Source organism: Sorangium sp. So ce131, assembly GCF_051519095.1.
GTDB lineage: Bacteria > Myxococcota_A > Polyangia > Polyangiales > Polyangiaceae > Sorangium.
This window is the reverse complement of record NZ_CP150455.1, coordinates 12,366,774-12,390,228: the sequence shown is the minus strand read 5'-3', so window position 1 is coordinate 12,390,228 and position 23,455 is coordinate 12,366,774. Positions and strand designations below refer to the sequence as shown.

Here is a 23,455-nt window from a genome sequence, read left to right as displayed (position 1 = left end):
ACGCGCCGGCGGCTCAGGCGGCGCCGGCGCCGGGCCTGCGCCGCGCGAACTCCTCGCGCACGCCCCTCCGGAGCTCGGGATCGAGCAGGAGATCCGCGCACGTCAGCGCCATCGCCTTGGCGGCGATCAGCATCGCGTCCTGGCCGGCGGGGCTCGCGGCGCACGCGGCGAACGCGTGCTGGTGGCAGGTCGTCTCGCCCTTCCCGCAGATCGCGATCCAGGGGTGGATCGCGGGGAGCGCGTGGGACACGTCGCCCATGTCGGTCGAGCCGGTGCCGACCGCGGGGTCCATGTCGACCGGCGAGCGGCCGAGGGCGCGCAGGTGCTCGCCGAAGCGGCGCGCCATCTGCCGGTTGTTGACCATGTTCTTGTACCCACCCTGAACGACGATCGCGAGCTCCACGCCGCTCGCCATGGCCGCGCCGCGGGCGCAGCGCTCGACGATCGCCTGCACGCGGGCGAGCTCCTCGGTGTCGAGGGCCCGGACCGAGAACTCGGCCACCGCGACCTCCGGGATGATGTTGACCGCCTGCCCGCCGTTCTTGATGAACCCGTGCACCCGGACGCCGTCGCGGAAGTGGACGCGCTGGCCGTCGATCAGCCGGAAGGTGTCGAGGCAGGCGGTGAGCGCGCTGTTCCCGTCCCACGGCGCGAGCGCGGCGTGCGACGGCTTGCCGCGGAACTGGAGCTCCAGCCAGGTGCTCGCCAGCGTGTCGTGGGCGAGCAGGTCGCGGTCGAACGGGTGGAACATCATCGCGGCGTCGACGCCCTCGAACGCCCCGGCCTCGAGCAGCCGGATCTTGCCGCCGCCGCCCTCCTCGGCGGGCGTCCCGACCAGATCGATCGTGCCGGCCAGGGCGTCCTTCTGCCGCGCCAGCGCGAGGAACGCGCCGAGCGCCCCCGCGGCGATCAGGTTGTGCCCGCAGGCGTGGCCGATCTCCGGGAGGGCGTCGTACTCGGCCAGGATGGCGAGGTGCGGGCCCTCGCCCCGCCCGACGCGCGCGCGCAGCGAGGTGGGCATGCCGGCGAGCCCGCGCTCGACCTGGATGCCCTTCTTCTCGACGGCCTCGGCGAGCCACGCCGCGGCCTTGTGCTCCTCGAACCGGAGCTCGGGGTTCGCGTGGATGCGCGCGGCGACCTCGCGGAGCTCGGGGGAGAGGTCGTCGATGTCCCGCTGGATACGGCTCGGATCGAGGTTCATGGGCGGGCGATACTACCCTGGATCCCCGCGGCCCGCCTGGGCCATGGTGGCTCCGGCGGGCGGGCGTCGCCGCCGCCAGCCCTCCCACGGAGTCAGGATCCTCGAATGAACGGACCGCGCTGCTCTTCGCTCCTCCTCTCCCTCGCGGCGCTCCTCGCGCCCGCGGCGTGTGACGCGCCCGGGCGCGCGCACAAGGAGGGCGCGCCGGCGGCCTCCACGGCCGCGGCGGCAGGGCCGGCCACCGGCGCCGCGTCACCAGCCGCGAGCGCCGCGTCGCCCCCGGCGAGCCCGGCGCGCGTCGCGGTCGACGCGCGGGCGATGGGCACGAGCCTCGTGCTCGCCGCTTACACGAGCGCGGCGATGGACGAGGCGGCGGTGAGGTCCAGGCTGGAGAAGGCGATCGGCGAGATCCGGAGGCTCGAGGCGCTCATGACGACCTGGCGGCCGGACAGCGAGCTGTCGCGGGTCAACACGTCGGCTGGGAAGGGCGCGGTCCCGGTGAGCCCGGAGTCGCTCGCCGTCATCGAGAAGAGCCTCTGGATCAGCGAGCGCTCCGGGGGGGTCTTCGACATCACCTTCGAGGCGATGCACGGGCTCTGGAAGTTCGACGAGGACATCGACGACAACGTGCCGCGCCGGGACGACGTCGAGCGGGCGCGGGCGCTCATCGACTACCGGCAGATCAAGATCGATCGGGCGCAGCGCACGGTGATGCTGGGCAAGCCGGGGATGCGGATGAGCCTCGGCGGCATCGCGAAGGGCTACGCCGTGGACGCCGCGGCGGGCGTGCTGAGGGCGGAGGGGCTCTCGTCGTTCCTGGTCCAGGCGGGCGGCGATCTCTACATCGCCGGGAAGAAGCCGGACGGGTCGCCGTGGCGGGCGGGTATCCGGGACCCGCGCGGCAAGGACACGAACGACTACTTCGCGATGATCGAGGTCGAGGATCACGCGTTCTCCACGGCGGGCGACTACGAGCGGAGCTTCATCAAGGAGGGCAGGCGCTACCACCACATCATCGATCCGCGGACGGGGTTCCCGGCGTCCGAGAGCCGGAGCGTGACCATCTGGGCGAAGGACGCGCTGACCGCGGACGCCGTCGACGACGCGGTGTTCATCCTCGGGCCCGAGAAGGGGCTCGAGCTCGTCGAGTCGATCGACGACTGCGGGGCGGTCATCGTCGACCGGAACAACAAGGTGTGGGTGTCGAAGCGGCTCGGCGGGAAGGTCGAGGTGCTCCGCCAGCCGACGGACGGGTTATAGGCGGGGCGGCCGGCGCACGCGAGGTGGCCGGCGCGCGCGAGGTGGCCGGCGCGCGCGAGGCGGCCGGCGCGCGCGAGGCGGTGGTTCAGGCGCCGGGGCTGGTCGCGCGGCGGCGCTTCATTTCTCGAAGAGCTCGTCCAGCGTCCTGGCGACGAGGATCCGCTCGGCCCACACCTCGAGCCGCTCCCCGGACGCAGCGAGGACCTGCGTCCGCGCCGCCTCGGGCACCTCTCCGAAGCGCACCCGCAGCTGGCGCAGCAGCACGGCGCGTTGGCCCTCGTCGAGGCCGGAGCGCCGGCCCTCGTCGAGGCCGGAGCGCCTGCCGTCGTCGAGGCCGGAGCGCCGGCCCTCGTCGAGCGCCGCCTGGCGTTCGCGGGCCTTGATGGCCTCGAGCTCCGGGTTGCCTTTGCGCTCCAGCGCGCGGATCACCTCGCGTTCGGCCGTCGCTCCGTCGAGCAACGCACGGACAGGGACCGCACGCACCAGGCACGGATCCTCGATCGTCGCGTCGGGTGCGAGCGGAATGAACCGCGCCTCGGCCGCGGACCACTCCGCGACCTCACCGCGCTTCACGAAGATGGCGAAGACGCGGCGCACGCCCCGGGCGATGAGATCCTCCGCCTTCTCGCGCACGTCCCGCATCGACTGCTCGTTGACGATCTCGAACGAGAGCTCCTCCAGGTAACGGCGCCCGGTCACCGGGTCCGTCCCCGCCCTCCGGACGGAGAGGTCGGTGGCGAAATCCGAGCCCTCGTCGACGCGGGTAATGAGGTCGGCCGCGCCGATGAAACCGGGCTGGAGGTGCGGTGCGATCAGGAAATCCAGCCGCACCTGCTGCTCGGCGTGCGGCTCGAGCGACGGCGCCGCGACGACCTTGCGCCCGCGGATCATCTCGTCGCGCGTGACCTCCGGCTTCACGAGGTGCTCGTCCACCGGCGGGAAGCGGGCGCGCTGCGAATCCGAAGGCGGGAGCCGGGCGCTCGCGCCGCCCCGGGCGGCCGGGGCGAGCAGGAGCGTGGCGCCATTCGGCTTGGGATCCATGGCGAGAAGGGTAGCACGACGACGTCGCGAGAGGCGGCGGCGTGCCGGCGCGCGCGACGCAGGGATCTTCCCCGGAGCGCCGCGGGGCGCCCCGCGGTGCGCAGCGCTCGCCGCCTCACCGGCCCTTGTACACGGGCCTCCGCTTCTCGGCGAAGGCGCGCAGCGCCTCGAGCCGGTCCTCGCTGCGCAGCGTCTCGTCGTAGTGCACCCGCTCGATCTCCAGCCCGAGCTCCAGCGGCACGTCGTAGCCATCCTCGATCGCCCTGAGCGCCGCGGCCTGCGCGATGGGCGCTCCGCTCGCGATGGGCTCGATCCACGCGATGGCGTCGTCGACCACCGGCGTCCCCTCGGGGGACACCCGGTTCACGAGCCCCCAGGCGAGCGCCTCGGAGGCCGCGAGCTTCCGGCCGAGCAGGATCATCTCCTTCGCCCGCGCCTCGCCCACGACCCGCGGCAGCCGCTGCGTGCCGCCGGCGCCAGGGATGATGCCGAGCGACGTCTCCGGCAGCGCGAGCTCCGCGTGCGGGGCCGCGACCCGCAGATCGCAGAGCAGCGCGAGCTCCAGGCCGCCGCCGAAGGCGACCCCGTTGATCGCCGCCACCACGGGCTTCGGGCTCCGCGCCAGCACCCCGAGCTCGGTGCGGTAGAGGCCCACCTGCCGGCGCACGTCGTCCGGGCTCATGCCCTGCCGCTCCTTCAGGTCGGCGCCCGCGCAGAACGCCTTGTCCCCGGCGCCCGTGATCACGAGCGCGCGCACCTCCGGATCGGCCACGAGCTCGCGCCCGAGGCGCCCGAAGGCGAGCAGCGCGTCGCGGGAGAGGGCGTTGCGGCGATCCGCGCGATCGATGGTGAGCACCGCCACCGCGCCGCGCCGCTCGAGCTTCACCGGGGAGGCTTCCGACATGGAGCCTGCCTAGCCGACCGCCGCGGCGCCGCCAAGGCGCCCGGTCACTTCCCGTCGGCCTTCTTGCCCTTGCTCGCCCCAGCCTCGAGCTTGCCCAGCCGCGTCCTGATCTCGGCGTTGTCCCGCCGGAGCGCCTCGAGCTCGTCCCGCAGCCGGTCGATCTCGCGCTTGCCCGACCCGCCGAGGTCGCGCAGCACCTCGCGGATCCGGCGGCGCACCCGGCCGTCGAGATCGCGGTCGAGCTGCCGCTGGAGCGCGCCGCGCGAGCGGCCGTCGCCGAGATCGCCGAGCGCGCGCGCCACGTCGACCCGGAGGTACGGATCCGGCTGGTCGAGCAGATCCTCGAGGATCTCGCGCGTCCGCCGATCCCCCGAGAGCTTCGGCAGCGCCAGGATCGCCGCGCGGCGCCCGCGCGTCGGGACGCCGTAGCGCGTCCGGGCGGTCAGGTGGGGCACGGCGCGCTCGTCGCGCAGGTTGGCGAGCCCGTCGATCGCGCCGCAGCGGATGACCTCGCCCCACGACGGGCGATCGAGGATGTCGATCAGCGTGTCGAACGCCGAGCTCTGCCGCGTCGCGCCGAGCGCCCGCGCCGCCTCGGCCTCGACGAGGTAACTCGCGTCGCGCAGGGCGAGCTTGGCGAGCGCCTCCGCCGCCTTGGCCGACCGGAACTGGCCGAGCGCGCCCGCGACCGCGCGGCGCACCTTGGGGTGCTCCGCGCCCACGTTCGCCTCGAGCAGCGCGAGCGCCGCGCTCGACTGGAGCGCGCCGAGCGCGCCCGCGGCGGCCGCGCGCACCCCCCAGAACTCGCGCGCGTCCGCGAGCGACTGCCCGAGCGCCCGGGTCGTGGGCGGGTCGTCGCGCCGCGAGAGCGGCTTCGCGGCGAGCATGCGGCCGCGCGCGGTCGGCGCGTGCGCGAGCTGGGCCCGCAGGAGATCGCCGGGCGCGTCGACCTTGATCTCGCCCAGGATCCTGAAATCCGGATCGACGATCACGAAGCGCGGGCGCCGCGCGATCGGGATCGCGAACGTGTGCGCCTGCTGATCCACCCGCCGCACCTCGCGGCGCACGGCCGATCCCTTGCCGTCCGCGAAGCCGAGATCGAGCACCAGGTCGAACGCGAAGACGGGGGTCGACGCGTCCGCCTGGAGCGCGTGCTCGCGGCTGTGCTGCCCGGTCGACTGCGTCTGCTTCACGGTCACGACGCACTGGTCCCCCTCGATCTCGATCTTCACGTCGAGCTCGGGGTGGCCGGCGCGGAAGACCCACTGCTCGAAGAACCGCTCCAGCGACCTGCCGCTGACGTCCTCGAGCGCCCGGGCGAGATCCCGCGTCTCCGCGACCCCGCGCGCGTGGCGCGTCAGGTACGTGTTCACCCCGCGCCAGAAGAGCTCGTCCCCGAGCTCGCGGCGGAGCAGGTGCAGCACGAGCCCGCCCTTCTCGTAGAGGTGCCGATCGAAGACGTCGAGCGGCGCGTCGTAGTCCTGACAGACGATGGGCCGCCGGTAGCGCCCGCGCGCCTCGCCCAGGTAGGCGTCGAGATCGACCTTCAGGCCGTGATCGTACTCGTCGGCGCCGCGGTGGTGCTCCCGGTAGACGTGCTCCATGAACGTCGCGAACCCCTCGTTGAGCCAGCCGTGCGACCAGTCGCGGCAGGTCACGAGGTCCCCGAACCACTGGTGCGCCAGCTCGTGGGCGATGAGATCGTCCGACGAGATGTCGAGCGCCGCCCGCTCGTCGAGCAGGATGTGCTCGTACATCGTCGTGGCGGTCGTGTTCTCCATCCCGCCGAAGATGAAGTCGCTCACCACCGCCTGCGTGTACCGGCGGTAGGGGTACGGGACGCCGAGCTTCTCGGCGAAATGGCGGATCATGTCCGGGGTCCGCGCGAAGGTGCGGCGGCCGTCCTCCTCGCGGCCCTTCGGCACGAGGTAGGCGAGCGGGACGTCGCCCGCCGCGTCCTCGATGCGGGCGAACTCGCCCGCGACCAGCGTGAACAGGTAGCTCGGGTGCGGCTCGTCGAGCCGGTACTGGAAGACGCCCGCCTTGTGCGACTTCGCGTCGCTCAGGAGCTCGCCGTTCGACAGGCACGTCCAGCCGGGCGGCACCTCCGCGCGGAGCTCCGTCGTCTGCTTGACGTGGGGCTTGTCGATGCATGGGAAGATGTGGCGCGCGTCCTCGTCCTGACACTGCGTCCACACCTGGCGCGGGCGGTCGGGGACGTGCTCGTCCGGCGCGAGGAAATACAGCCCCCGCCGCGGCGTCGCCCGGTAGCGGACCAGGATCGAGGCCTCGGCCTCCTCGAGCGGCACGGCGACGCGGAGCGTCTCGCCGTCGTACGTGTGCTCGGCCGGCTGGAGCGCGCCGCCGCCCGCCTTGCCGGCGCCGCGCCGGGGCTTGCCGCCGCGCGCGGCGCCGGCGCTGATCTCGACCGCCTCGATCTCGAAGCCGATCGCGTCGAGCGCGATCTCGCGCGCGGCGGGGTCCACGCGGACCGCCTCGAGCCGCGCCGCGCCGCGGATCGAGCGCTCCGCGACGTCGAGCGCGAGATCCAGGGCGATGTGCCGGATCGTGAAGGGGCGGGCGCGCTCGTAGACGCGCTTCGTGCCGGCGAGCGTGAAGGGACGGGACGCGGCGCCGAACTCGGACGATGACAGCGCGGAGCCGCAGGCGCAGCGCGCGTGAAGCCGGTACTCTAGGGACATCTCCGCGGAGTTTCGTCGGGCCGCGCCCGCGCCTGCAAGCAAGAACTGGCGCGCCTGGGCGGGCGGCGCGCCCGGGCGGGGGGCGCGCGCGGCGCCGCTCAGCTCGCTTTCAGCCCGTCGAGCACCTCGAGCGCGAGCTCGTATTTGCCGAGCGGGGGCATCAGGTACGCCCCCTGCACCCGGTCGCGCACCGCGAAGAGCATCTCGCGGGCGATCCTCACCCCCTCCTTGCGGGCCTCCGGCCCGGCCGGCACCTTGCGCATCCGCTCGCGGATCTCCTCGGGGATCTGCATGCCGGGCACCTCGTTGTGGAGGAACTCGGCGTTCTTGTGGCTGACGAGCGGCAGCACGCCGACGAGCACCGGCATCTTCAGGTGCTCGATCCGCCGCAGCACCTTCTCGAGCAGATCCTGGTGGAAGACCGGCTGCGTCATGATGATGTCGGCGCCGGCGGCCCGCTTGCGCTCCAGGCGCGCGATCTCCTTGTCGAGGTCCGGGGCGCCGGGCTCCATGCCGGTCGCGAGCAGGAACGACGTCTTGCCGCCCGGGATCGGCTTGCCGGCCGGGTCGAGGCCGCGGTTCATCGTGCTCGCCATGTGGAGCAGGCCGATCGAGTCGAGATCGTAGACCGCCGTCGCCTCCGGGTAGTCGCCGACCTTCGGCGGGTCGCCCGTGATGACGACGAGGTTCTTGATGCCGATCGCGTGCGCGCCGAGCAGGTGCGCCATCTGGCCGATGAGGTTCCGGTCGCGGCCGCAGACGTGGAGGATCGGCTCGATGCCGTAGCGCTGGAGCAGGAGCGAGCAGAAGGCGAGGTTCGTCATCCGCGCGGTGGCGCGCGGGCCGTCGGCGACGTTCACGACGTCGACGCCGCTGTCGATGAGCATCTTGGCGGCGCTCAGCGCGCCCTCGGGGTCGAGCCCGGGCGCGGGGTTCACCTCGACGGACACGACGAACTTGCCCGCCGCGATCTTCGCCGCGAGGGGGCTCCGCTCGGCGAGCGGCGTGGGCTCGAGCCCGGCGGGCGTGTCGATCGTGATCCGCGGGCGCGCGGCGGGCCACGCGTCGTCGCGCGCGGCGGCGCCGCGGAGCATCCGGGCCGACTTGGCCATCCACCGCACGTGCTCCGGCGTGGTGCCGCAGCAGCCGCCGATCATCGTGGCGCCCGCCTGGATCATGCGGCGGGCGAAGACGTCGAAGTACTCGGGCGTCGCCATGTACAGGAGGCGGCCGTCGACCGTGCGGGGCAGGCCCGCGTTCGGCTGCACGCAGAGCGGGAGCCCCGCCGCCGCCATGCGCTCGGCCATCGCGAGCGAGAGCTGCGGGCCGTCGCCGCAGTTGACGCCGAGCAGGCTGATGCCCCAGTCGCGCAGCGTCTGGGCGACGCGCTCCGGCTCGCTGCCGTCGGCCACGGCGCCGTTCGTGTCGAACGTCATCGACGCGAGGATCGGGAGCCCCGGCGCGGCCTCGCGCGCCGCCTCGATGGCGAGCTTGATCTCGTCGAGGTGGCGGAACGTCTCGAGGACCAGGAGGTCGGCGCCCCCCTCGGCGAGCGCGCCGGCCTGCTCGGCGAAGGTGGCGGACGCGGCGGTGAGGTCGTGGCGCGCGGCCACGCCGGGCACGAGCCCGGTCGGGCCGATCGAGCCGGCCACGTACGCGTCGTCGCCCGCGACCTCGCGGGCGATCCGCGCGCCGGCGAGGTTGAACCGGCGCACCTCGTCGACGAGCCCGTAGCGCTCGAGGCGGAACCTGTTCGCGCCGAAGGTGTTCGTCTCGATGACGTTCGCGCCCGCCGCGAGGTAGTCGGCGTGGACCTTCTTGACGAGCTCGGGGCGCGCGACGTTGAGCTGCTCGAAGTTCTGGGTGACGAACACCCCGCGCTCGTAGAGCAGCGAGCCCATCGCCCCGTCGAACACGAGGATCGAGCGCTGGATCGCGTCGAGGAACGGTGCCGCCGGTCTCGTGGGGGACATGCGCGGCATCCTAGGGACGCCGGGGCCGGCCAGGAAGGGGTCCTGACGCAGCTTCCGGCGCGGCCCGGTTGACGGCGCGCCCAGGATCTCGGTACGCAGATCGCGAGATGAGCACGCCCCGACGATGGCTCCACGCGCTGGCCCTGGCGGTCTCCGCCGCTGCCCCCCTGCTCTCCGCGCCCTCGGAGGCGCTCGCATGGCACCCGCCCGTGCACACCTCGGACGCGGGCGTCGACCTCCACCTGTGGAGCGCCAGCTACTGGGGCACGGCGGTCGCCGCGGTGCCGTTCGTCCAGTTCGAGCCGACGCCGGACCTGTTCATCAACCTGAAGTTCCCGCTGGCGCTCTCGCTCGACGGCCCGGGCGACCTGGACGACCCGCGCGACCAGTCGCGCGCGGGGCTCGGGAACCCGACGTTCACGATCTATTACTCGGACATCAAAGGGAAGCTCACGTGGTACGCGGGCGGCCGCGCCGGGCTGCCGCTCGGCATGGTCGACGACTACGACTGGCGCTGGTCCCTCGCGCGCGGGTCCGAGGCGATGGCCTACTACGACCTGCACCTCTGGGCGCGGGACTCGCTCCCGTTCGGGGGCCTCGGGGGCATCGAGTACCGCTTCGGCCGCGCCTTCGTGCTCAGGGCGGGCGGCGACCTCACGTTCTTCCTCCCGATGCGGGACCGCGGCGCGCGCGTGGGCATCGACGGCATCGACGACTCGGACGACCTCGACGTGGTGTTCCAGGCGAAGGTCGAGCCCGAGCTCCAGAGCCGCGCGGGCTTCGGCGGCGGGCTCTCGCTCAGGACCGTGTGGGTCCCGTCGTCGATCTACGACGACCGGGGCCAGGTCTCCCTGATGCCGTACTTCGTGTACGACAGCCAGAAGAGCTTCTTCATGCGCGCCGGCCTGCTGCTCGCGCTGGACGAGCCGCTCGGGCCGGCGTTCGACCGGGGGCGGTTCGACCGGCGCGGCGTGGCGTCGTTCTACCTCCAGTTCGGCGGGCACATCGACTGACGGGGCGCCACGTCGGGGTCGTCCTCCTCGCGCCGTGAAAGTGACCCGCGCATGACCCGTCGCCGCGCCATCGCCTGGGGCGCCGCCGCCGCCGCCCTGATCGCGCTCTGGCTCTGCTGGCGCAAGCTCAACGAGTTCCCGCCGGACACGACGCCGGCGGGCGCCTACCTCCGGATCGCCTACAGCCTCGGCGTGAACGATCCGCGCGCGTGCTTCGCGTACCTCGAGGACCGGGCGCAGCACGCGGCCTACACGATCCGGGACTACCGGCGGAAGGCGAGCGAGCGCATCGAGGCGAGCTACCCGGAGCCGGAGCGCTCGCGCCTGCTCGAGGAGTACCGGGCGCACGCGATGGCCGAGGACGGGGCGGACGTGTGGGTCGACATGGCCGTCAAGCAGGGCTTCCTCGCGCGCCTCCGGCGCGACCTGTCCGGCATCGCCAAGGTGGAGGTGACCGGCGAGCGGGCGACGGTCGAGACCGCCCGCGGCACGCGGTACGCGTTCCGCCGGCGCGACAACGGGATCTGGGGGCTCACGCTGTTCACGGCGGAGCTCGTGGCCGAGGCCGAGCGGGCCGCGAGGGACTGGGACGTGGTGGAGAAGGCCGCGCTCGATTACGAGCGGGCGCGCTGACACGGGCCCTTTGCCAGGTCGCTTTGTTTGTCAACAGTTTTTACTATGGTGATCCCTGCCAAGACTTCATGACAGGTGGAACTAGGGCCGCGGCGCCGCCGCGATCTCGCGCCGCAGCGAGCGATCGAAGAAGAACGTCCCGAAGGGGACGATCGACGAGACGAAAGCCAGCGTCGAGCGGCTGAGCGGCCAGCGGTGCTTGGCGGCGGCGCGGAGCAGCGCGGCGAGGAACAGCACGAAGAGGAGGCCGTGGGCGCTGCCGACGACGCGGACGGCGAGGGGCAGCCCGGCGAGGTACTTGAGCGGCATCGCGATGAAGAGGAGGACGAGATAGGACAGGCCTTCGAGGATCGCGACGAGGCGGAGCTGGCGCAGCGCGGTCATGACGAGACCGTAGACCAGCCGGGCGGAAGGAGCACGCGATCCACCGCACGGTCGTCGAGGTGCATGCTCCTCCCCGTTGCCGGCGGCGGGGCGCCGCCTCTTGGGCACGTCCCGGGGGCGACGGTCAGGGCGCGGCCGACGAGAAGACGATCTGGCTGATCGTCTCGGCGCGGATGTTAGTGAGCATGTCGTCGAACTCGCCCCAGTACAGGTTGCCCGCGCTGTCGCGGCCGAAGTTGTCGAACTTCGGCAACCCGTGGTTCGTGAGCAGGATCATGAAGAGATCGCGCGCCGGATCGGGATCGATGACCATGAGCGTCCCGGCGCCGCCCGTCTTGCTGTAGGCGGACGTCGAGGTGAACGAGCCGCCGGGCCACGCGCCCGCGTTCCAGAGCTCCCAGCCGTACCCCTTGTTCGCGTAGAACAGGTTCTCGGCGTACGTGAGGCTCGCCGTCGAGAGCCCGACTCCATCCGTCTGGTTCGTGGCCATCGCGTCGATGGCGGTCGGCGAGAGCAGGCTCCTCGTGCAGCGCTTCTTCTTCTCCGGGGACAAGGGAGAGTCTAGGCACCAGGTCCTGTAGTCGCCCCGGTCGAGGAGCATCTGGGCGAACTTCGCGAGATCCCACGCGGTCGAGAACAGGCCGTCGCACCCGGTGAGCTGATCGCGGAGGCCCGAGGCCGGGGTCGGGATCTGCGTGGTCGACTCGAGGTGGTAGTCGGTCTCGTCCTGGACCTCGCCCCGCAGGTAGCGCCCCCGGATGGCCGAGTAGGCCGTGCCGACGAAGCGAGCCTGCTTCTCCGGCATGTACTCCGACGGCCTAAAGGTCGTGTCGTACATCTCGAGCGGATCGAAGATGTACTTCTTCATCAGCTTCTGGAGCGAGCTATTGCCGACCTTCTCCAGGACGTGGCCCAGGATGCGGTAGCCGAGATCGCTGTAGAGGACCTTCTGGTTCGGGCTGTAGTAGAGCGGCGTATCGAGCAGCGTGTGCCACGGATCCGCGTCGTCGAGGACGCCGTTCTCGGGGTCGCCGAAGTAGTCCATGTCCTCGCCCGAGGCGTACCGCATGAGGTCCCGGACGGTCGCGGTGCTCCCCTCGGGGTCCGACGACATCGCGAACTCCGGGAAGTACGAGATGACCGTGTTGTTGATGTTGAAGCCCGGGAAATCACCGGACTCCTGCATCTTCATCGCCAGGAAGGCGGTGAACGGCTTCGTCATGGATTCGAGATCGAACATCCCGTCCGCCGGCATCGGCTTCCATGACATCCCGGGGACTGCTTCGTTCAGGCCGTCCCTCTGCCCCACCGCCTGGTGGAGCACGATCTTGCCGTGGCGGGCGACCAGGATGACCGCGCCCTTGATGTGGTCGTCGAGCACCGCGTCCTCGAGCTCGTCGACCGCGCTTTGCAGGGCGGCGCGGTCCATGCCCACCGACGATGGACTGCCGTAGACGAGGCTGCTGAACGGGGGCAAATCAATCGATGGGATGTCAATCACTGGTTGCGCGTGAGCAGAGGGCGTCGACGACAGGTAAGCGACGGACGCCGCCGCGAGCAAAGCCAAGCTCTTCGATTTCATGGGATGGATCACTCCTCGCCGGGTGCTGTCGCCGAACCTCGCGCGCCACCTCGCACGATGCGGGGATCACGGGTCGTCTCGGCTGGGGTGGATGCGCTCCCGGCTCGCGCCCCCGACTGGGCCTTATCCATCTCTCGTGCCATCCGCCGACGGACGACGTCACGCGCACTTGCGCCGCGCGCTCATGACAGGTGCGGCGAAGTCATGATGGCACCCGCGGTGGCACGCGTGCCTGTGCCATGCGTGTGCACCGGCGCGCGCTCCTCGCCGCGCCTGCGCCGCGCGGCGGATTACTGCTTCTGGAGCCGCGCCATCGCCTCGTCGACCGAGAGCAGCACCTGCTCGGTCTCGTCGAGCGCGTTCGGCCAGTGCGGCGAGAAGCGCAGCACGCCGTCCGGGATCGCGCACGCGACGCCGAGCCGCGTGAGCTCGCGGTAGAGCTCCACCACGGAGGCGCCGCCCGGCGGCCTCACCCCGAGCGAGCACGATCGCAGCGCCGGCTCCTCCGCGCGCAGGCTCTCGAAGCCGCGCGCGCGGAGCCCCTCCTCGAGCGGATCGTTGAAGCGGTTCGCGTGCGCGTGGATCACGTCGACGCCGAGCCCGAGGATCAAGTCCACCGCGGCCTCGAGCCCCGCGAACCCGGCGGCGTTGAGGTTGCCGCCCTCGACGAAGTCGGCGCGCTGCCGGATCGGCCGGTCGTAGCGGAGCTTGCCGGGGCCCTCGAGCAGGAAACTCACGCCGTCCTCGTGGCTCAGCCAGCCCGCGACCACGGGGCGGAGCGCCGGCAGGCGCTCGCGGCGGATGTACAAAAAGCCCGTGCCCTCCAGGCCCATCAGCCACTTGTGGCCGCCGCACGCGAGGTAGTCGATCCCCGCCGCCTCGACGTCGAGCGGCGTCGCGCCGGCCGCCTGGACCGCGTCCACGCAGAGCTCCGCGCCGTGCGCTCGGCAGAGCGCGCCGATGGGCGCGAGCGGCATCCGGAGGCCCGTCTGGAACTGCACCGCGCTCACCGCGACGAGCCGCGCGCCGCGCCGGAGCTCGTCCTCGAGCCGGGCGAGGCCCGCGCCGCTCCCGTCCGCGAAGCCGCCGAGCGGGAGGAAGACGACGTCGAGGTCGAAGAGCGCGGCCGCGCGCTGCCAGGGCGTCACGTTCGCGGGGAACTCGCCCTCGAAGAGGATCACCCGGTCGCGCGGCCGCCACGGGAAGCAGAGCGCGACGTCGGAGAGGCCGCGCGTCGTGCTCTGGACGAGCGCGATGTCCTCGCCCGCGGCGCCGATCAGCCGGCCGAGCTTCTCGCGCAGGCGGGCGCGCTGCGCGTACCACGCGGGGAACGCGGCCGCCCCCTGCGCGGCGTAGTCGTCGAGCAGCGCGATCATCGCGAGGCGCACCGGCCGCGACGGGGGCGAGATCCCCGCGTGGTTCACGTAGACGAGCGGCGCGAGGTGCGGGAACAGCCCGCGGTCGCCGAGCTTCGCGGCGAAGGCGCGATCCTTATCGACTTCGGCGGTGTGTCGCATCGGCTGGTCTCCCCCGGCGCTCGCCGCGCACCTTGGCCAGGTAGCGGGGCGGCGCCCCCTTGCCGGCCGCCGGCGGCACGAGGCAGTGCGGCTTCGTGCCGATGAGGTCCGCGCGGCCCGCCTTGACGAGCGCCTCCCGCGCCTCGTCGTGGTGCGCCGGATCCCAGTAGAGCAGCAGCGCCTTCTGGAGCTTCTTCTCCCGGAGATCCTTCGCCGTGTACACCGGCTCGCGCGTGAGCGGGTCGATCCCGGTGTGGTACATGCACGCGGCCATCGACATCGGCGTCGGGATGAAGTCCTGCACCTGGCGCGGCCTCATCCCGTTCTTCTTCAGGTACACGGCGAGGTCGACCATGTCCCGCAGCGTCGAGCCGGGGTGCCCCGAGATGAAGTACGGGACGAGGAACTGGTTCTTGCCGGCCTCCTCGCTCGCGCACCGGAACCGCTCGGCGAAGCGCTCGTAGCTCTCGATGCCGGGCTTCTTCATCTTGTCGAGCACGTCCTTCTTGTTGTGCTCCGGGGCGACGGAGAGCTGGCCCCCCGTGTGGTGCGCGGCGAGCTCCTCGATGAACTCGGGCGACCGCTCGGCGAGGTCGTAGCGCACGCCGGAGGCGATGAAGACCTTCTTGATCCCCTCCTCCTCGCGCACCGCCTTCATCAGATCGAGCAGCGGGCCGTGGTCGGCGTTCAGGTTCTCGCAGACCTCGGGGTGGACGCACGAGAGCCGGCGGCAGGCGTTCTCGATCGCCTCGTCCTTGCACCGCATCTGGTACATGTTCGCGGTCGGCCCGCCGAGGTCGCTGAGCACGCCGCGGAAGCCGTCCATGCGCCGGAGCGCGCGCACCTCGCGCAGGATGCTCTCCGCCGAGCGCGACTGGATGACCCGGCCCTCGTGCTCCGTGATCGAGCAGAACGTGCAGCCGCCGAAGCAGCCGCGCATCGTCACGACCGAGTGCTTCACCGTCTCGTAGGCGGGGATGGGCGCGTCGTACGACCAGTGCGGCACCCGGGTGAAGGGCAGGTCGTAGAGCGCGTCCATCTGCCCCGTCTCGAGGGGGAAGGCGGGCGGGTTGAAGTAGACGGCCTCGGCGCCGTGCGGCTGGAGCAGCGGGCGGGCGTTGCCGGGGTTCGTCTCGAACTGGAACGCGCGCGACATCTCCGCGAAGGCGCGCTTGTCCGCGGCGACCTCCTCGTAGCTCGGGAGGAGCACCGGCTTCCCGTCGGCGACGTAGCGGGAGCCCTCGATCTGCTCCCACTCGCCCTTGCGCATCGGGAAGGCGGTGCCCCGGACGTCGCGGATCGACCGGACGGGCTCGCCGCGCCGGAGCCGGTCGGCGACCTCCCAGACGGCCTTCTCGCCCATGCCGAAGATGAGCAGGTCGGCCTTGGCGTCGAGCAGGACCGACCGGCGCACCTGGTCGGACCAGTAGTCGTAGTGCGCGATGCGGCGGAGCGAGGCCTCGATGCCGCCGAGCACGATGGGGACGCCGGGGAACGCCTGCCGGCAGAGGTTGGCGTAGACGATCGAGGCCCGGTTCGGGCGGAGCCCCACCTGCCCGCCCGGCGAGTACTGGTCCTCGCTGCGGACCTTCTTCTGCGCGGTGAGCTTGTTCAGCATCGAGTCGAGGTTGCCCGCGGTGACCCCGACCATGAGCCGGGGGACGCCCATGCGGAGGAGGTCGCCCGTGTCCTGGTAGCCCGGCTGGGAGATGATCCCGACACGGAAGCCGCGGCCTTCCAGGAAGCGCCCGATGATGGCCGCGCCGAAGGCCGGGTGGTCGACGTAGGCGTCGCCGTTGACGATCAGGATGTCCAGCGCGTCCCACCCCCGCGCGCGCATCTCCTCCCGGGTCGTCGGCAGGAAGGCGGTGAGGTCGCGGGGGGCGGCGCCGGCGCTGCGGCGGAGCTGGAGGAGGGGCACGGCGCCGTCACCCTACGGGCCGGGGGGGCGGTCGGCAAGGTCGGCAAGGGGACGGCCCCGGCCGGCCGCGCGGCGGAGGGCGCCCGCCGGCTCGGGACCGGCGGGAGGAGGCACGGCCGAGGACCTGGGCGCGGGAAAGCCGCCGCTCCCGGCGCCCTGCGGGGGCCGGCGCGACCGGTCGTCGGCGCCCGAGAGGGCGGCGCCCGCCGGGCCGGGCGAGGGGCGCTGTAGGCGTTTTCCGCGGCGAATTCGCACAAATTACTCGGTGCCTCGCGAGTTGCGTCTGAATTCCGACATGAGGCGCGCCGGCGAACTCATGACGGGACATGAGGGCTGGCGCGCCGCGGGGCCGCGGCCGCCGCCCACGCAGCGAGTCGCCCCGGAGAACAAAAAGCCTTCAAAACAAGGGTGATCCGCGCGCGGGGGGCCGGTTCCCAAACGACCTGGAGTGACCAAGGGCAAAAATATATGTGGGATCTCAATCCGATCATGCGCGCAGCGACAAGCGTCAGAGCTTCAACTTGGTTCACGAGGCGAGCGTCTCCTTTCTCCGCCGGTTGGTCCGCAGCTCCGGCGTCGGACCGAACGATCTCGAGGATGCGCTGCAGGAAATCCTCATGGCGGTTTACAAAAGGCTGAATACCTTCGACGTGAGCCGCCTCCTGAACGCGACCCCGGCGGCGCGCGAGGAGATCGAGCGCGATGAGCTCGACGAGCTCGACGAGGACGAGCCTGTGGAGAGCGAGGAGGTGTCGCTCGAGGAGGCGCTCCTGCGGATCAGCGCGCTGCGCTCGCGGCGGGCGTGGGGGCCGCTGCACGGCTGGATCTTCGGGATCGCCTGGCGGCAGCTGAGCCGCTACCGCGACCGGGCCTATCGTCGCCGCGAGGTCCCGGCGGGCCTGCACGGCAACGTGGTCTTCGCCGCCGTCGACATGCGGCCCGGCGTCGAGCACCACATCGCCGAGGCGGAGCGGGCCCAGGTCGTGGACAGGCTGCTCGCCAGCCTCGTCCCGCAGCGGCGCGTCGTGCTGGTCATGCACGACATGCTCGGCATCCCGGTCGTGGACATCGCGCGCGAGCTCGGGATCAACGAGAACACGGCCCAGAACCGGATCCGCCTCGCCCGCGAGGACTTCCGGGCGGCCGTGAAGCGGCTCAGCGAGGAGCAGCGGAGGGCGCTGCGCATCGGCGAGACGCCGTTCGCCGGCGAGGCGACGACGCCGCGGCGGCCGGCGCCGAAGCGGTGATGACCTTACACGAGGTAGTAAGCCGCCGCGCCCACGGGCCTCTCCGAGAGGGCGAGCGCGGCGCAGTGCTCGCAGGTGTTCGCGGGGCCGAGCAGATCGTAGGCCTTGCGAACGGCCTTGAGCGTCGCGGAGTCCTCGTCGTCGTCGGCCTCCATGAAGCAGCGCTCCATCGGGAACCAGTCGCCGAACCGCAAGCGCTGCATCCCGCTCAGGAGGTCGGGCCGCACGCCCGCCAGGAAGACCGCGACGCCCTCGGTCGACGTACCCCGGAGGAAGCGCTCCAAGAGCTCGAGGCAGACCGCGTCGGGATTGCGCAGCCGCTTGAGCCTCATCACGAGGCAGCGCGTGCCCTGCGAGCGCGCGAGCCGCAGGGCGTGATCGAGGTGCCGCTCGAGCTCCGGGGCGGCGCCGAAGAAGAGCTCGCCTTCGAGATCGTGGATGCTCACGGCGGTGCACCTCGGGTCCGAGCGCGTCCTCTCGCGCACGACGCGCTCGTCGGTCACGACCAGCTCGGCGCGCTTCAGCTTCGCCGCGCGCGGCACGAACAACACGAGCGAGAAGCCGACGCCGATGAGGATCGCGAACTCGACGCCGATGACGAGCGCTGAAAGCCAGGTCAAGGCCAAGAGCGCGGCGTCGTAACGAGACGCGCGGACGACGTAGCGCAGGCGCTCGACGTCGATGAGACGCGCAGCGGCGACGACGAGGAGGCCGGCCAGCGCGGCCTTGGGGATGTAGTGGGTGAGCGGGGCGAGCAGCAGGACCATCACCGCGACGAACCCGGCGGTGTACACCCCCGAGAGCTTCGTGGCCGCGCCTGCCTGGTAGTTGATCGCCGACCGGGAGAGCGACCCGGCGCCCGGTTGGCAGCGAAAGAACGCGCCCGTCAGGTTGCCGACGCCCTCCGCGAGGCACTGCCGGTTGAGATCGAGCGTCTCCCGGGTCTTGTGCGCGATGGCCTTGGCGATCGCCAGGGTCTCGAGCAGACCCAGGAGCGCGATGGCGAAGGCGCCGGAGGACAACTTGCCGAGCCAGGTCCACTCGATCTCCGGGATGTGAGGTCGCGGGAGGCTCGCGGGCACCTCCTCGATCAGCGCCACAGCGGCCTTGCCCGTCGCGCCGGGCCGCGACCACCCGAGGAGGTAGGCGCACACGCACACCGCGAGCAGGACCAAGAACGTGTCGAGCTGCGGCAGCTTGTAGCGCCTGACCAGCTTGCGAGCGATCACCGAGAGGACGACGCTCCCGGCGGAGATCGCCAGCGCTTTGCCGCTGATGGCCCCGCCCTGGGTCAGCGTCAGCCACAGCCGATGGAACACGTGCTGGTGGCCCGTGCCCTGGCTCCGGAGCCCGAGCGCGCTGGCGATCTGCCCGACGATCGTCAGGATCGCGGCGCCGCTCATGAAGCCGGTGATCACCGACTCGGAGATGTACCGCGTCAGATCCCCGAACCTGAGCAGCGAGATCGCGATCTGGATGACGCCGATCATCGCGCTCAGCAGGAACATCGCCTCGTACGCGTCCAGGCGAGCTTCGGGGTCGATGAACGACAGCGCGCTGAAGGTGACGAGCGACACCGCCCCCGTGGGCCCGTTGATGAGGTGGGACGAGGACCCGAGGATCGACGCGACCGCCGTGAAGACGATGGCCGTGTAGAGCCCGAAGCGGGGGTCGACGCCCGCCACCAGCGCGTAGGCCATGCTCTGCGGGAGGGAGATCACCGCGACCGTGACGGCCGCTTGCAGATCGCGGCGCGCTTCGCTCACGCCGTAGCGCGCGGCGCGGCGCGGGCTCTCCTGGTCGCTCGCGCGGCGCTCGCCTGGGCTCTCGCCGAGGCGCGCGAGCCCAGGCGCGCGGCCCGGGTCCGTGGGGCTACCTGGGCTTGGGCTCGTAGACGGTCTCGATGATCCCGTTCTCGGCGAAGAATTTGTGCTGCGCATCGTCCCAACTCTCTGCGATTGCCGTGATCGGAAACAGGTTTACCCGAGGGAATCGAGCCCCGTGCTTCTCGAGCACCTGTTGCTTGAAGGGCCGGTAGCCGCTCTGCGCGATGATCTCCTGCGCCTCGTCCGTGAACAGGAAGGCGAGATAGGCTTCGGCTGGCGACTTCAGGTCGTGCTTGGCGACGTTCACGTCGACCCACGCGACGGCCGGCTCCGCGAGGATGCTGATAGGAGGGTAGACGAGCTCGAGCTCGCCGCTCGCCTCGGCGACCTCGCGGAGCGCTTCGTTCTCCCAAGCGAGGTGGACGTTGCCGAGCTTCTCGACGGCGAAGGCGACGGCGGCGGCCCGCGCGCCGGCCTCGAGGAACGGGGCGTGCTCGTACAGGGCCTTCAGGTAGGCCCTCGCGTCCGCCTCGGTCCCGCCGCGCTGCAGCGTCGCTCCCCAGCCCGCGAGCGCGCTCAGCTTGCCGTTCCCGGAGGTCTTGGGATCCGGCGTGATCACCTCGACCCCAGGCTTGACGAGGTCGGGCCAGTCGCGGATGCCCAGCGGGTTCCCGCGCCGGACGACGAACACGATCGTCGAGTAGTAGGGCTGCGCGTTGTTCGGCAGGCGCTGGGACCAGCGGTCGGCGATCAGGCCGTGCTTGCGCAGCGAGTCGACGTCCGAAGGCAGCCCGAGCGTCACCACGTCGGCGGCGTGCCGCCCGGCGATCACCGACCGAGCCTGCTGGGACGAACCGCCGTGGGACTGCTTGATCGAGATTCGCTTCCCGACCGCCTCCTCGTACCTGGCTTCGAACAGCGGGTTGATGCGCGCGTAGAGCTCCCGCGTAGGGTCGTAGGAGACATTCAACAGCTCGACGGGGGCCCTTCGCTCGACGTTCTTCGCCGCGATCGCGCCGACCGCCAGGACGACGAGCACGATCGAGAAGATGTTGAGCGCGCGGTTCGTCACCACGGGAACCCCAGGGCTCGCGGCCGGGAACCCAGCGACGAGGAGAAGGGAATGTCTTCTATAGCGGATGTTTCATCTTTTATAGCGGACGATTCCGAGGGGCTCCAGCGTGATCGTCATGTGTTCGTCGCGGCCATGTGACGCACCTGCACGCGCCTCTCTGGGGCGAGATCCAGAGCGCTTGCGGGGAGTCTCGGCCTGCTCGGCCTCGACCGACGCACGGTGAGGGATGAGCTCGCCATGGCGGACCGGGGAGACCCCGGTGAGCCTCGCCCGCCGGCCCTACTCGTACTGGACCGACTCCGCCGCGTTGCTCCGCCCCGCGCCGAGCGCCGGGTAGAGCGAGGCGGCGAGCGCCACCGCCGTCGCGCCGAGCGCCGTGAGCAGCCCGTACTCGGGCGGGATGCTGAACTCGACCTCGAAGCTCGACACCGTGCGCAGGGCGCCGAGCGCCGCGGAGCCCATCGGGATGCCGAGCACGACCGCGAGCGCGCCGCCCATCGCGCCCACGAGCGCGCCCTCCATCAGGACCATCCGCCGGACCTGGCCGGCCGTCATGCCGAGCACGCGGTTCAGCGCGAGCTCGCGGCGGCGCGCGTGCAGCGCCAGGACCATCTGGTTCGCCACGCCGATCGCGGCGAGCACCGTCGTGAAGCCGAGGATCATGTCGAAGATGACGAAGTCGCGCCCGGTGGCCTTCTTGCGGATCGCCTCGATCTCGGTCCCCGTCTGCATCCTGACGTCGAACACGCGCGGCACGCCGGCGAGGATCTCGTCCCACGGCGGCGTCACGGGGCCGCCGCGCCCGACCGCCGCGCCGGTCACGGGGTCGGCGAGCGCGATCGTGTGGCCGATCGCGCTCGCGTAGGGCGAGATGACCGGGTAGTCGGCCGCGTCGATGACCGCGTAGGTGCGCAGGTTGCGGTAGGCGCCGGGGGCGTGCACGTAGCCGATGTCGTCGGTGACGCCGACGATCTCGAGGCGGCGCGCGCCGGCGCGGCCGCTCACCTCGAGCAGGTCGCCGACGCCGACGTCGAAGCGGCGGGCCATCATCGTGGAGACGATCACCTTGCCCGGGCCGAAGCGGCGGCTGACGGCGATCGCGTCCTCGCGGCCGGCGGCCTCGGCGAGCGCGCGGAGCTCGGCGGACGGGACGGCGTAAGCGACGTTGGGCCACGGGGTGCGGCTGGAGAAGCGCGCCGCGACGAGGCGATCGGGCACGTTCGGGAGGAAGCTCTCGGCGTGGCCCATCGGCGCGTCGGGGTAGAGGAACGTGTACGGGGCGATGGCGCGGCCGGCCCAGGCGGAGACCTCCTCCTTCAGGGCCGCCGTGGCGATGTGCAGCGCGAGCAGGAGGGCGAAGACCATCATCACGCCGCCGATGCTCCAGGAGAGCTCGTGGCCGCTGTGCTGGACGCGGCGCTCCAGCAGCAGGCGCTCGGCCGCCCAGCGGCGCGGCGCGAGGCGGACGGCGAGCGCGCCGAGGCGCGCGACGAGATCGGGGACGAAGACGATCGCGGCGAGGAACGCGGCGCAGACGAGGCCCGCCTCGATGACGAAGAACGCGAACGACCCGAAGGACTGCCGGAAGAAGGGGCGGAGCAGGCCGTAGACGAGCACCATGAACGGCAGGGCGAGCAGCGTGACGCCGCGCATGCGGCGCCGGAGGCCGGCGCCGCCCTCGAGGAAGCGCGGGCGCAGGGTGCGGGCGATGTCGAGGCGGAGCGCGTCGCGCACCGGGCGGAGCACGCCGAGCAGCGCGGTGAGGGCGCCCGTCGCGCAGACGAGCAGCATCGCCGTCCAGGGGAGGCGGATGGCGTGGAGCGGGATGCGGGCGCGGCCGGTCGTCGTGATGCCCGCCTTCGCGGCGAGGTACGCGAGCGGGATCGACGCGAGCAGGCCGAGCGCCGCGCCGCCGAGGCCGAGCAAGAGGGCCTCGAACACGAAGACCGCGGCGACCTGCGGGGGCAGCGCGCCGGCGCTGCGCAGGAGCGCGATCTCGCGGCGCCGGCGCTCGACGGCGACGTTGAACGTGAAGAAGACGATGAGGGCGCCGACGAGGAACGCGGAGAGCGACCCGAGGCGGATCGCGGACCGCATGATCTCGTAGTCCTCGTGGGTCTCCTCCTGGGCGTCGGCCGCGGCGATGAGCTGGCCGTCGGGGCGGAGGCCGCGCAGGGTGATGGTCTGATCGCCGAGGACGGGGAGGTCGGGGTTCGTGATGTAGCTCCTCGCCTCGACGGCGCGCGTGCCGACGTCGAGGATGAGGACGACGTTGACGGTGGCGGTGCCGAGGGCGACGCCGAGCAGGGCGGCCATGGCGCCGAAGCGGTCGGCGCGCAGGTTGCGCAGGGCGAGGAGGCGGACGAGCGGCTGGAAGAGCGCGCGGAGGAGGAGCATCAGATCCCGAGCTCCTTCAGGCGGTCGTGGACGGCGGCCGAGGTGACGGCGGGGCCGGCGAGGGCGGCGTCGTGCAGGAGCAGGCCGTCGCGCATGAAGACGACGCGGTGGGCGCGGGCGGCGTCCTCGGCGTTGTGCGTGACGAGGAGCATCGCGCTGCCGGCGTCGCTGAGCGCGTCGGCGAGCAGGGCCATGATGCGGCGGCCGGTCGCGATGTTGACGTTGCCGGTGGGCTCGTCGGCGAGCACGAGCGCGGGGCGGCGGACGAGCGCGCGCGCGATGGAGATGAGCTGCATCTCGCCGCCGCTCATCTGCGAGGGCAGGTGCTCGGCGCGGGCGCGCATGCCGACGCGATCGAGCATGCGCGAGGCGGCGTCGTGGTCCGGCGCGGCGCCGTCGATGAGGTACGGCAGGACGATGTTCTCGTAGCCGGTGAGCGTCGGGACGAGGTTGAAGAACTGGTAGATGATGCCGATGCGCCGGCGGCGCAGGAGCGTGCGGCCGTCCTCGTCGAGGGCGGCCATGTCCTCGCCGAGGACGCGGACCTCGCCGCGGTCGGGGCCCTCGAGGCCGGCGACGCACGAGAGCAGCGTGCTCTTGCCGACGCCGGAGGGGCCCATGATGGCGCACATCTCGCCGGCGTGGATGTCCAGGTCGACGCCGCGGAGCACCTCGATGGGCGTGGCGCCGAGCGCGTGGGACTTGTGGAGGTTGCGGACGCGGAGGACGGGTTCGGCGGAGCTCACGGGAGGGATAGCGAAATGGTCTACAGGATCTCC

17 protein-coding genes are annotated in these 23,455 nt (G+C 72.0%); 4 read left to right on the top strand and 13 right to left on the bottom strand.

Going from position 1 to position 23,455, the window contains the following annotated elements; genetic code table 11:
- Positions 1-13: 13 nt before the first annotated feature.
- Entirely contained in the window at positions 14-1,201 is a 1,188-nt protein-coding gene (locus tag WMF43_RS45085) for an amidohydrolase (protein WP_437674662.1), read from the bottom strand.
- Positions 1,202-1,306: 105 nt separating this feature from the next.
- Between WMF43_RS45085 and WMF43_RS45080 the strand changes: the two genes are divergently transcribed.
- On the top strand, positions 1,307-2,461 hold the full coding sequence (locus WMF43_RS45080) for an FAD:protein FMN transferase (RefSeq protein WP_437674660.1): 1,155 nt from the start codon (positions 1,307-1,309) through the stop codon (positions 2,459-2,461).
- 117 nt (positions 2,462-2,578) lie between these two features.
- On the opposite strand, the gene WMF43_RS45075 is transcribed toward WMF43_RS45080, so the two are convergent.
- From WMF43_RS45075 to WMF43_RS45060, 4 genes are all read right to left on the bottom strand, one after another.
- Positions 2,579-3,502, bottom strand: a complete 924-nt coding sequence (locus WMF43_RS45075) for a DUF4351 domain-containing protein (protein WP_437674659.1) — start codon at positions 3,500-3,502, stop codon at positions 2,579-2,581.
- Between the two features lie 115 nt (positions 3,503-3,617).
- Positions 3,618-4,406 (bottom strand): enoyl-CoA hydratase-related protein, encoded by a 789-nt coding sequence (locus WMF43_RS45070; RefSeq protein WP_437674657.1) that lies wholly within the window; start codon positions 4,404-4,406, stop codon positions 3,618-3,620.
- Positions 4,407-4,450: 44 nt separating this feature from the next.
- The gene (locus WMF43_RS45065) at positions 4,451-7,108 is read right to left on the bottom strand and encodes a M1 family aminopeptidase (protein WP_437674656.1); all 2,658 of its coding nucleotides are present in this window, start codon (positions 7,106-7,108) and stop codon (positions 4,451-4,453) included.
- Between the two features lie 98 nt (positions 7,109-7,206).
- The gene (locus WMF43_RS45060) at positions 7,207-9,081 is read right to left on the bottom strand and encodes a bifunctional homocysteine S-methyltransferase/methylenetetrahydrofolate reductase (RefSeq protein WP_437674654.1); all 1,875 of its coding nucleotides are present in this window, start codon (positions 9,079-9,081) and stop codon (positions 7,207-7,209) included.
- Positions 9,082-9,188: 107 nt separating this feature from the next.
- On the opposite strand from WMF43_RS45060, the gene WMF43_RS45055 reads away from it, so the two are divergent.
- Together WMF43_RS45055 and WMF43_RS45050 are read left to right on the top strand one after the other, a co-directional pair.
- On the top strand, positions 9,189-10,094 hold the full coding sequence (locus tag WMF43_RS45055; RefSeq protein WP_437674652.1) for a hypothetical protein: 906 nt from the start codon (positions 9,189-9,191) through the stop codon (positions 10,092-10,094).
- A gap of 51 nt (positions 10,095-10,145) precedes the next feature.
- Positions 10,146-10,727 (top strand): hypothetical protein, encoded by a 582-nt coding sequence (locus WMF43_RS45050; protein ID WP_437674650.1) that lies wholly within the window; start codon positions 10,146-10,148, stop codon positions 10,725-10,727.
- 81 nt (positions 10,728-10,808) lie between these two features.
- Here WMF43_RS45050 and WMF43_RS45045 read toward each other — a convergent pair whose 3' ends face one another.
- The 4 genes from WMF43_RS45045 to WMF43_RS45030 form a co-directional block, all read right to left on the bottom strand.
- Positions 10,809-11,111 (bottom strand): DUF3817 domain-containing protein, encoded by a 303-nt coding sequence (locus WMF43_RS45045; RefSeq protein ID WP_437674648.1) that lies wholly within the window; start codon positions 11,109-11,111, stop codon positions 10,809-10,811.
- A gap of 124 nt (positions 11,112-11,235) precedes the next feature.
- The gene (locus WMF43_RS45040; RefSeq protein ID WP_437674646.1) at positions 11,236-12,693 is read right to left on the bottom strand and encodes a serine hydrolase domain-containing protein; all 1,458 of its coding nucleotides are present in this window, start codon (positions 12,691-12,693) and stop codon (positions 11,236-11,238) included.
- A gap of 290 nt (positions 12,694-12,983) precedes the next feature.
- The gene (locus WMF43_RS45035) at positions 12,984-14,210 is read right to left on the bottom strand and encodes an aminotransferase class V-fold PLP-dependent enzyme (RefSeq protein ID WP_437674644.1); all 1,227 of its coding nucleotides are present in this window, start codon (positions 14,208-14,210) and stop codon (positions 12,984-12,986) included.
- Positions 14,185-16,131, bottom strand: a complete 1,947-nt coding sequence (locus tag WMF43_RS45030; protein WP_437674642.1) for a YgiQ family radical SAM protein — start codon at positions 16,129-16,131, stop codon at positions 14,185-14,187. Before WMF43_RS45030 ends, WMF43_RS45035 begins: the two co-directional genes overlap by 26 nt.
- Positions 16,132-16,601: 470 nt before the next feature.
- On the opposite strand from WMF43_RS45030, the gene WMF43_RS45025 reads away from it, so the two are divergent.
- Positions 16,602-17,378 carry an RNA polymerase sigma factor gene (locus tag WMF43_RS45025; protein WP_437674640.1) on the top strand — a complete coding sequence of 259 codons (777 nt, stop codon included), beginning with the start codon at positions 16,602-16,604 and terminating at the stop codon, positions 17,376-17,378.
- A 5-nt stretch (positions 17,379-17,383) separates the two neighbouring features.
- Here WMF43_RS45025 and WMF43_RS45020 read toward each other — a convergent pair whose 3' ends face one another.
- The 4 genes from WMF43_RS45020 to WMF43_RS45005 form a co-directional block, all read right to left on the bottom strand.
- On the bottom strand, positions 17,384-19,144 hold the full coding sequence (locus WMF43_RS45020; protein WP_437674638.1) for a SulP family inorganic anion transporter: 1,761 nt from the start codon (positions 19,142-19,144) through the stop codon (positions 17,384-17,386).
- A gap of 106 nt (positions 19,145-19,250) precedes the next feature.
- The gene (locus WMF43_RS45015) at positions 19,251-20,276 is read right to left on the bottom strand and encodes a sulfate ABC transporter substrate-binding protein (RefSeq protein ID WP_437674636.1); all 1,026 of its coding nucleotides are present in this window, start codon (positions 20,274-20,276) and stop codon (positions 19,251-19,253) included.
- Between the two features lie 282 nt (positions 20,277-20,558).
- Complete coding sequence (locus WMF43_RS45010; RefSeq protein ID WP_437674634.1) at positions 20,559-22,676, bottom strand: FtsX-like permease family protein; 2,118 nt, start codon at positions 22,674-22,676, stop codon at positions 20,559-20,561.
- Entirely contained in the window at positions 22,676-23,422 is a 747-nt protein-coding gene (locus WMF43_RS45005; RefSeq protein ID WP_437674632.1) for an ABC transporter ATP-binding protein, read from the bottom strand. The genes WMF43_RS45010 and WMF43_RS45005 overlap by 1 nt, the downstream gene beginning before the upstream one ends.
- Positions 23,423-23,455 lie beyond the last annotated feature (33 nt).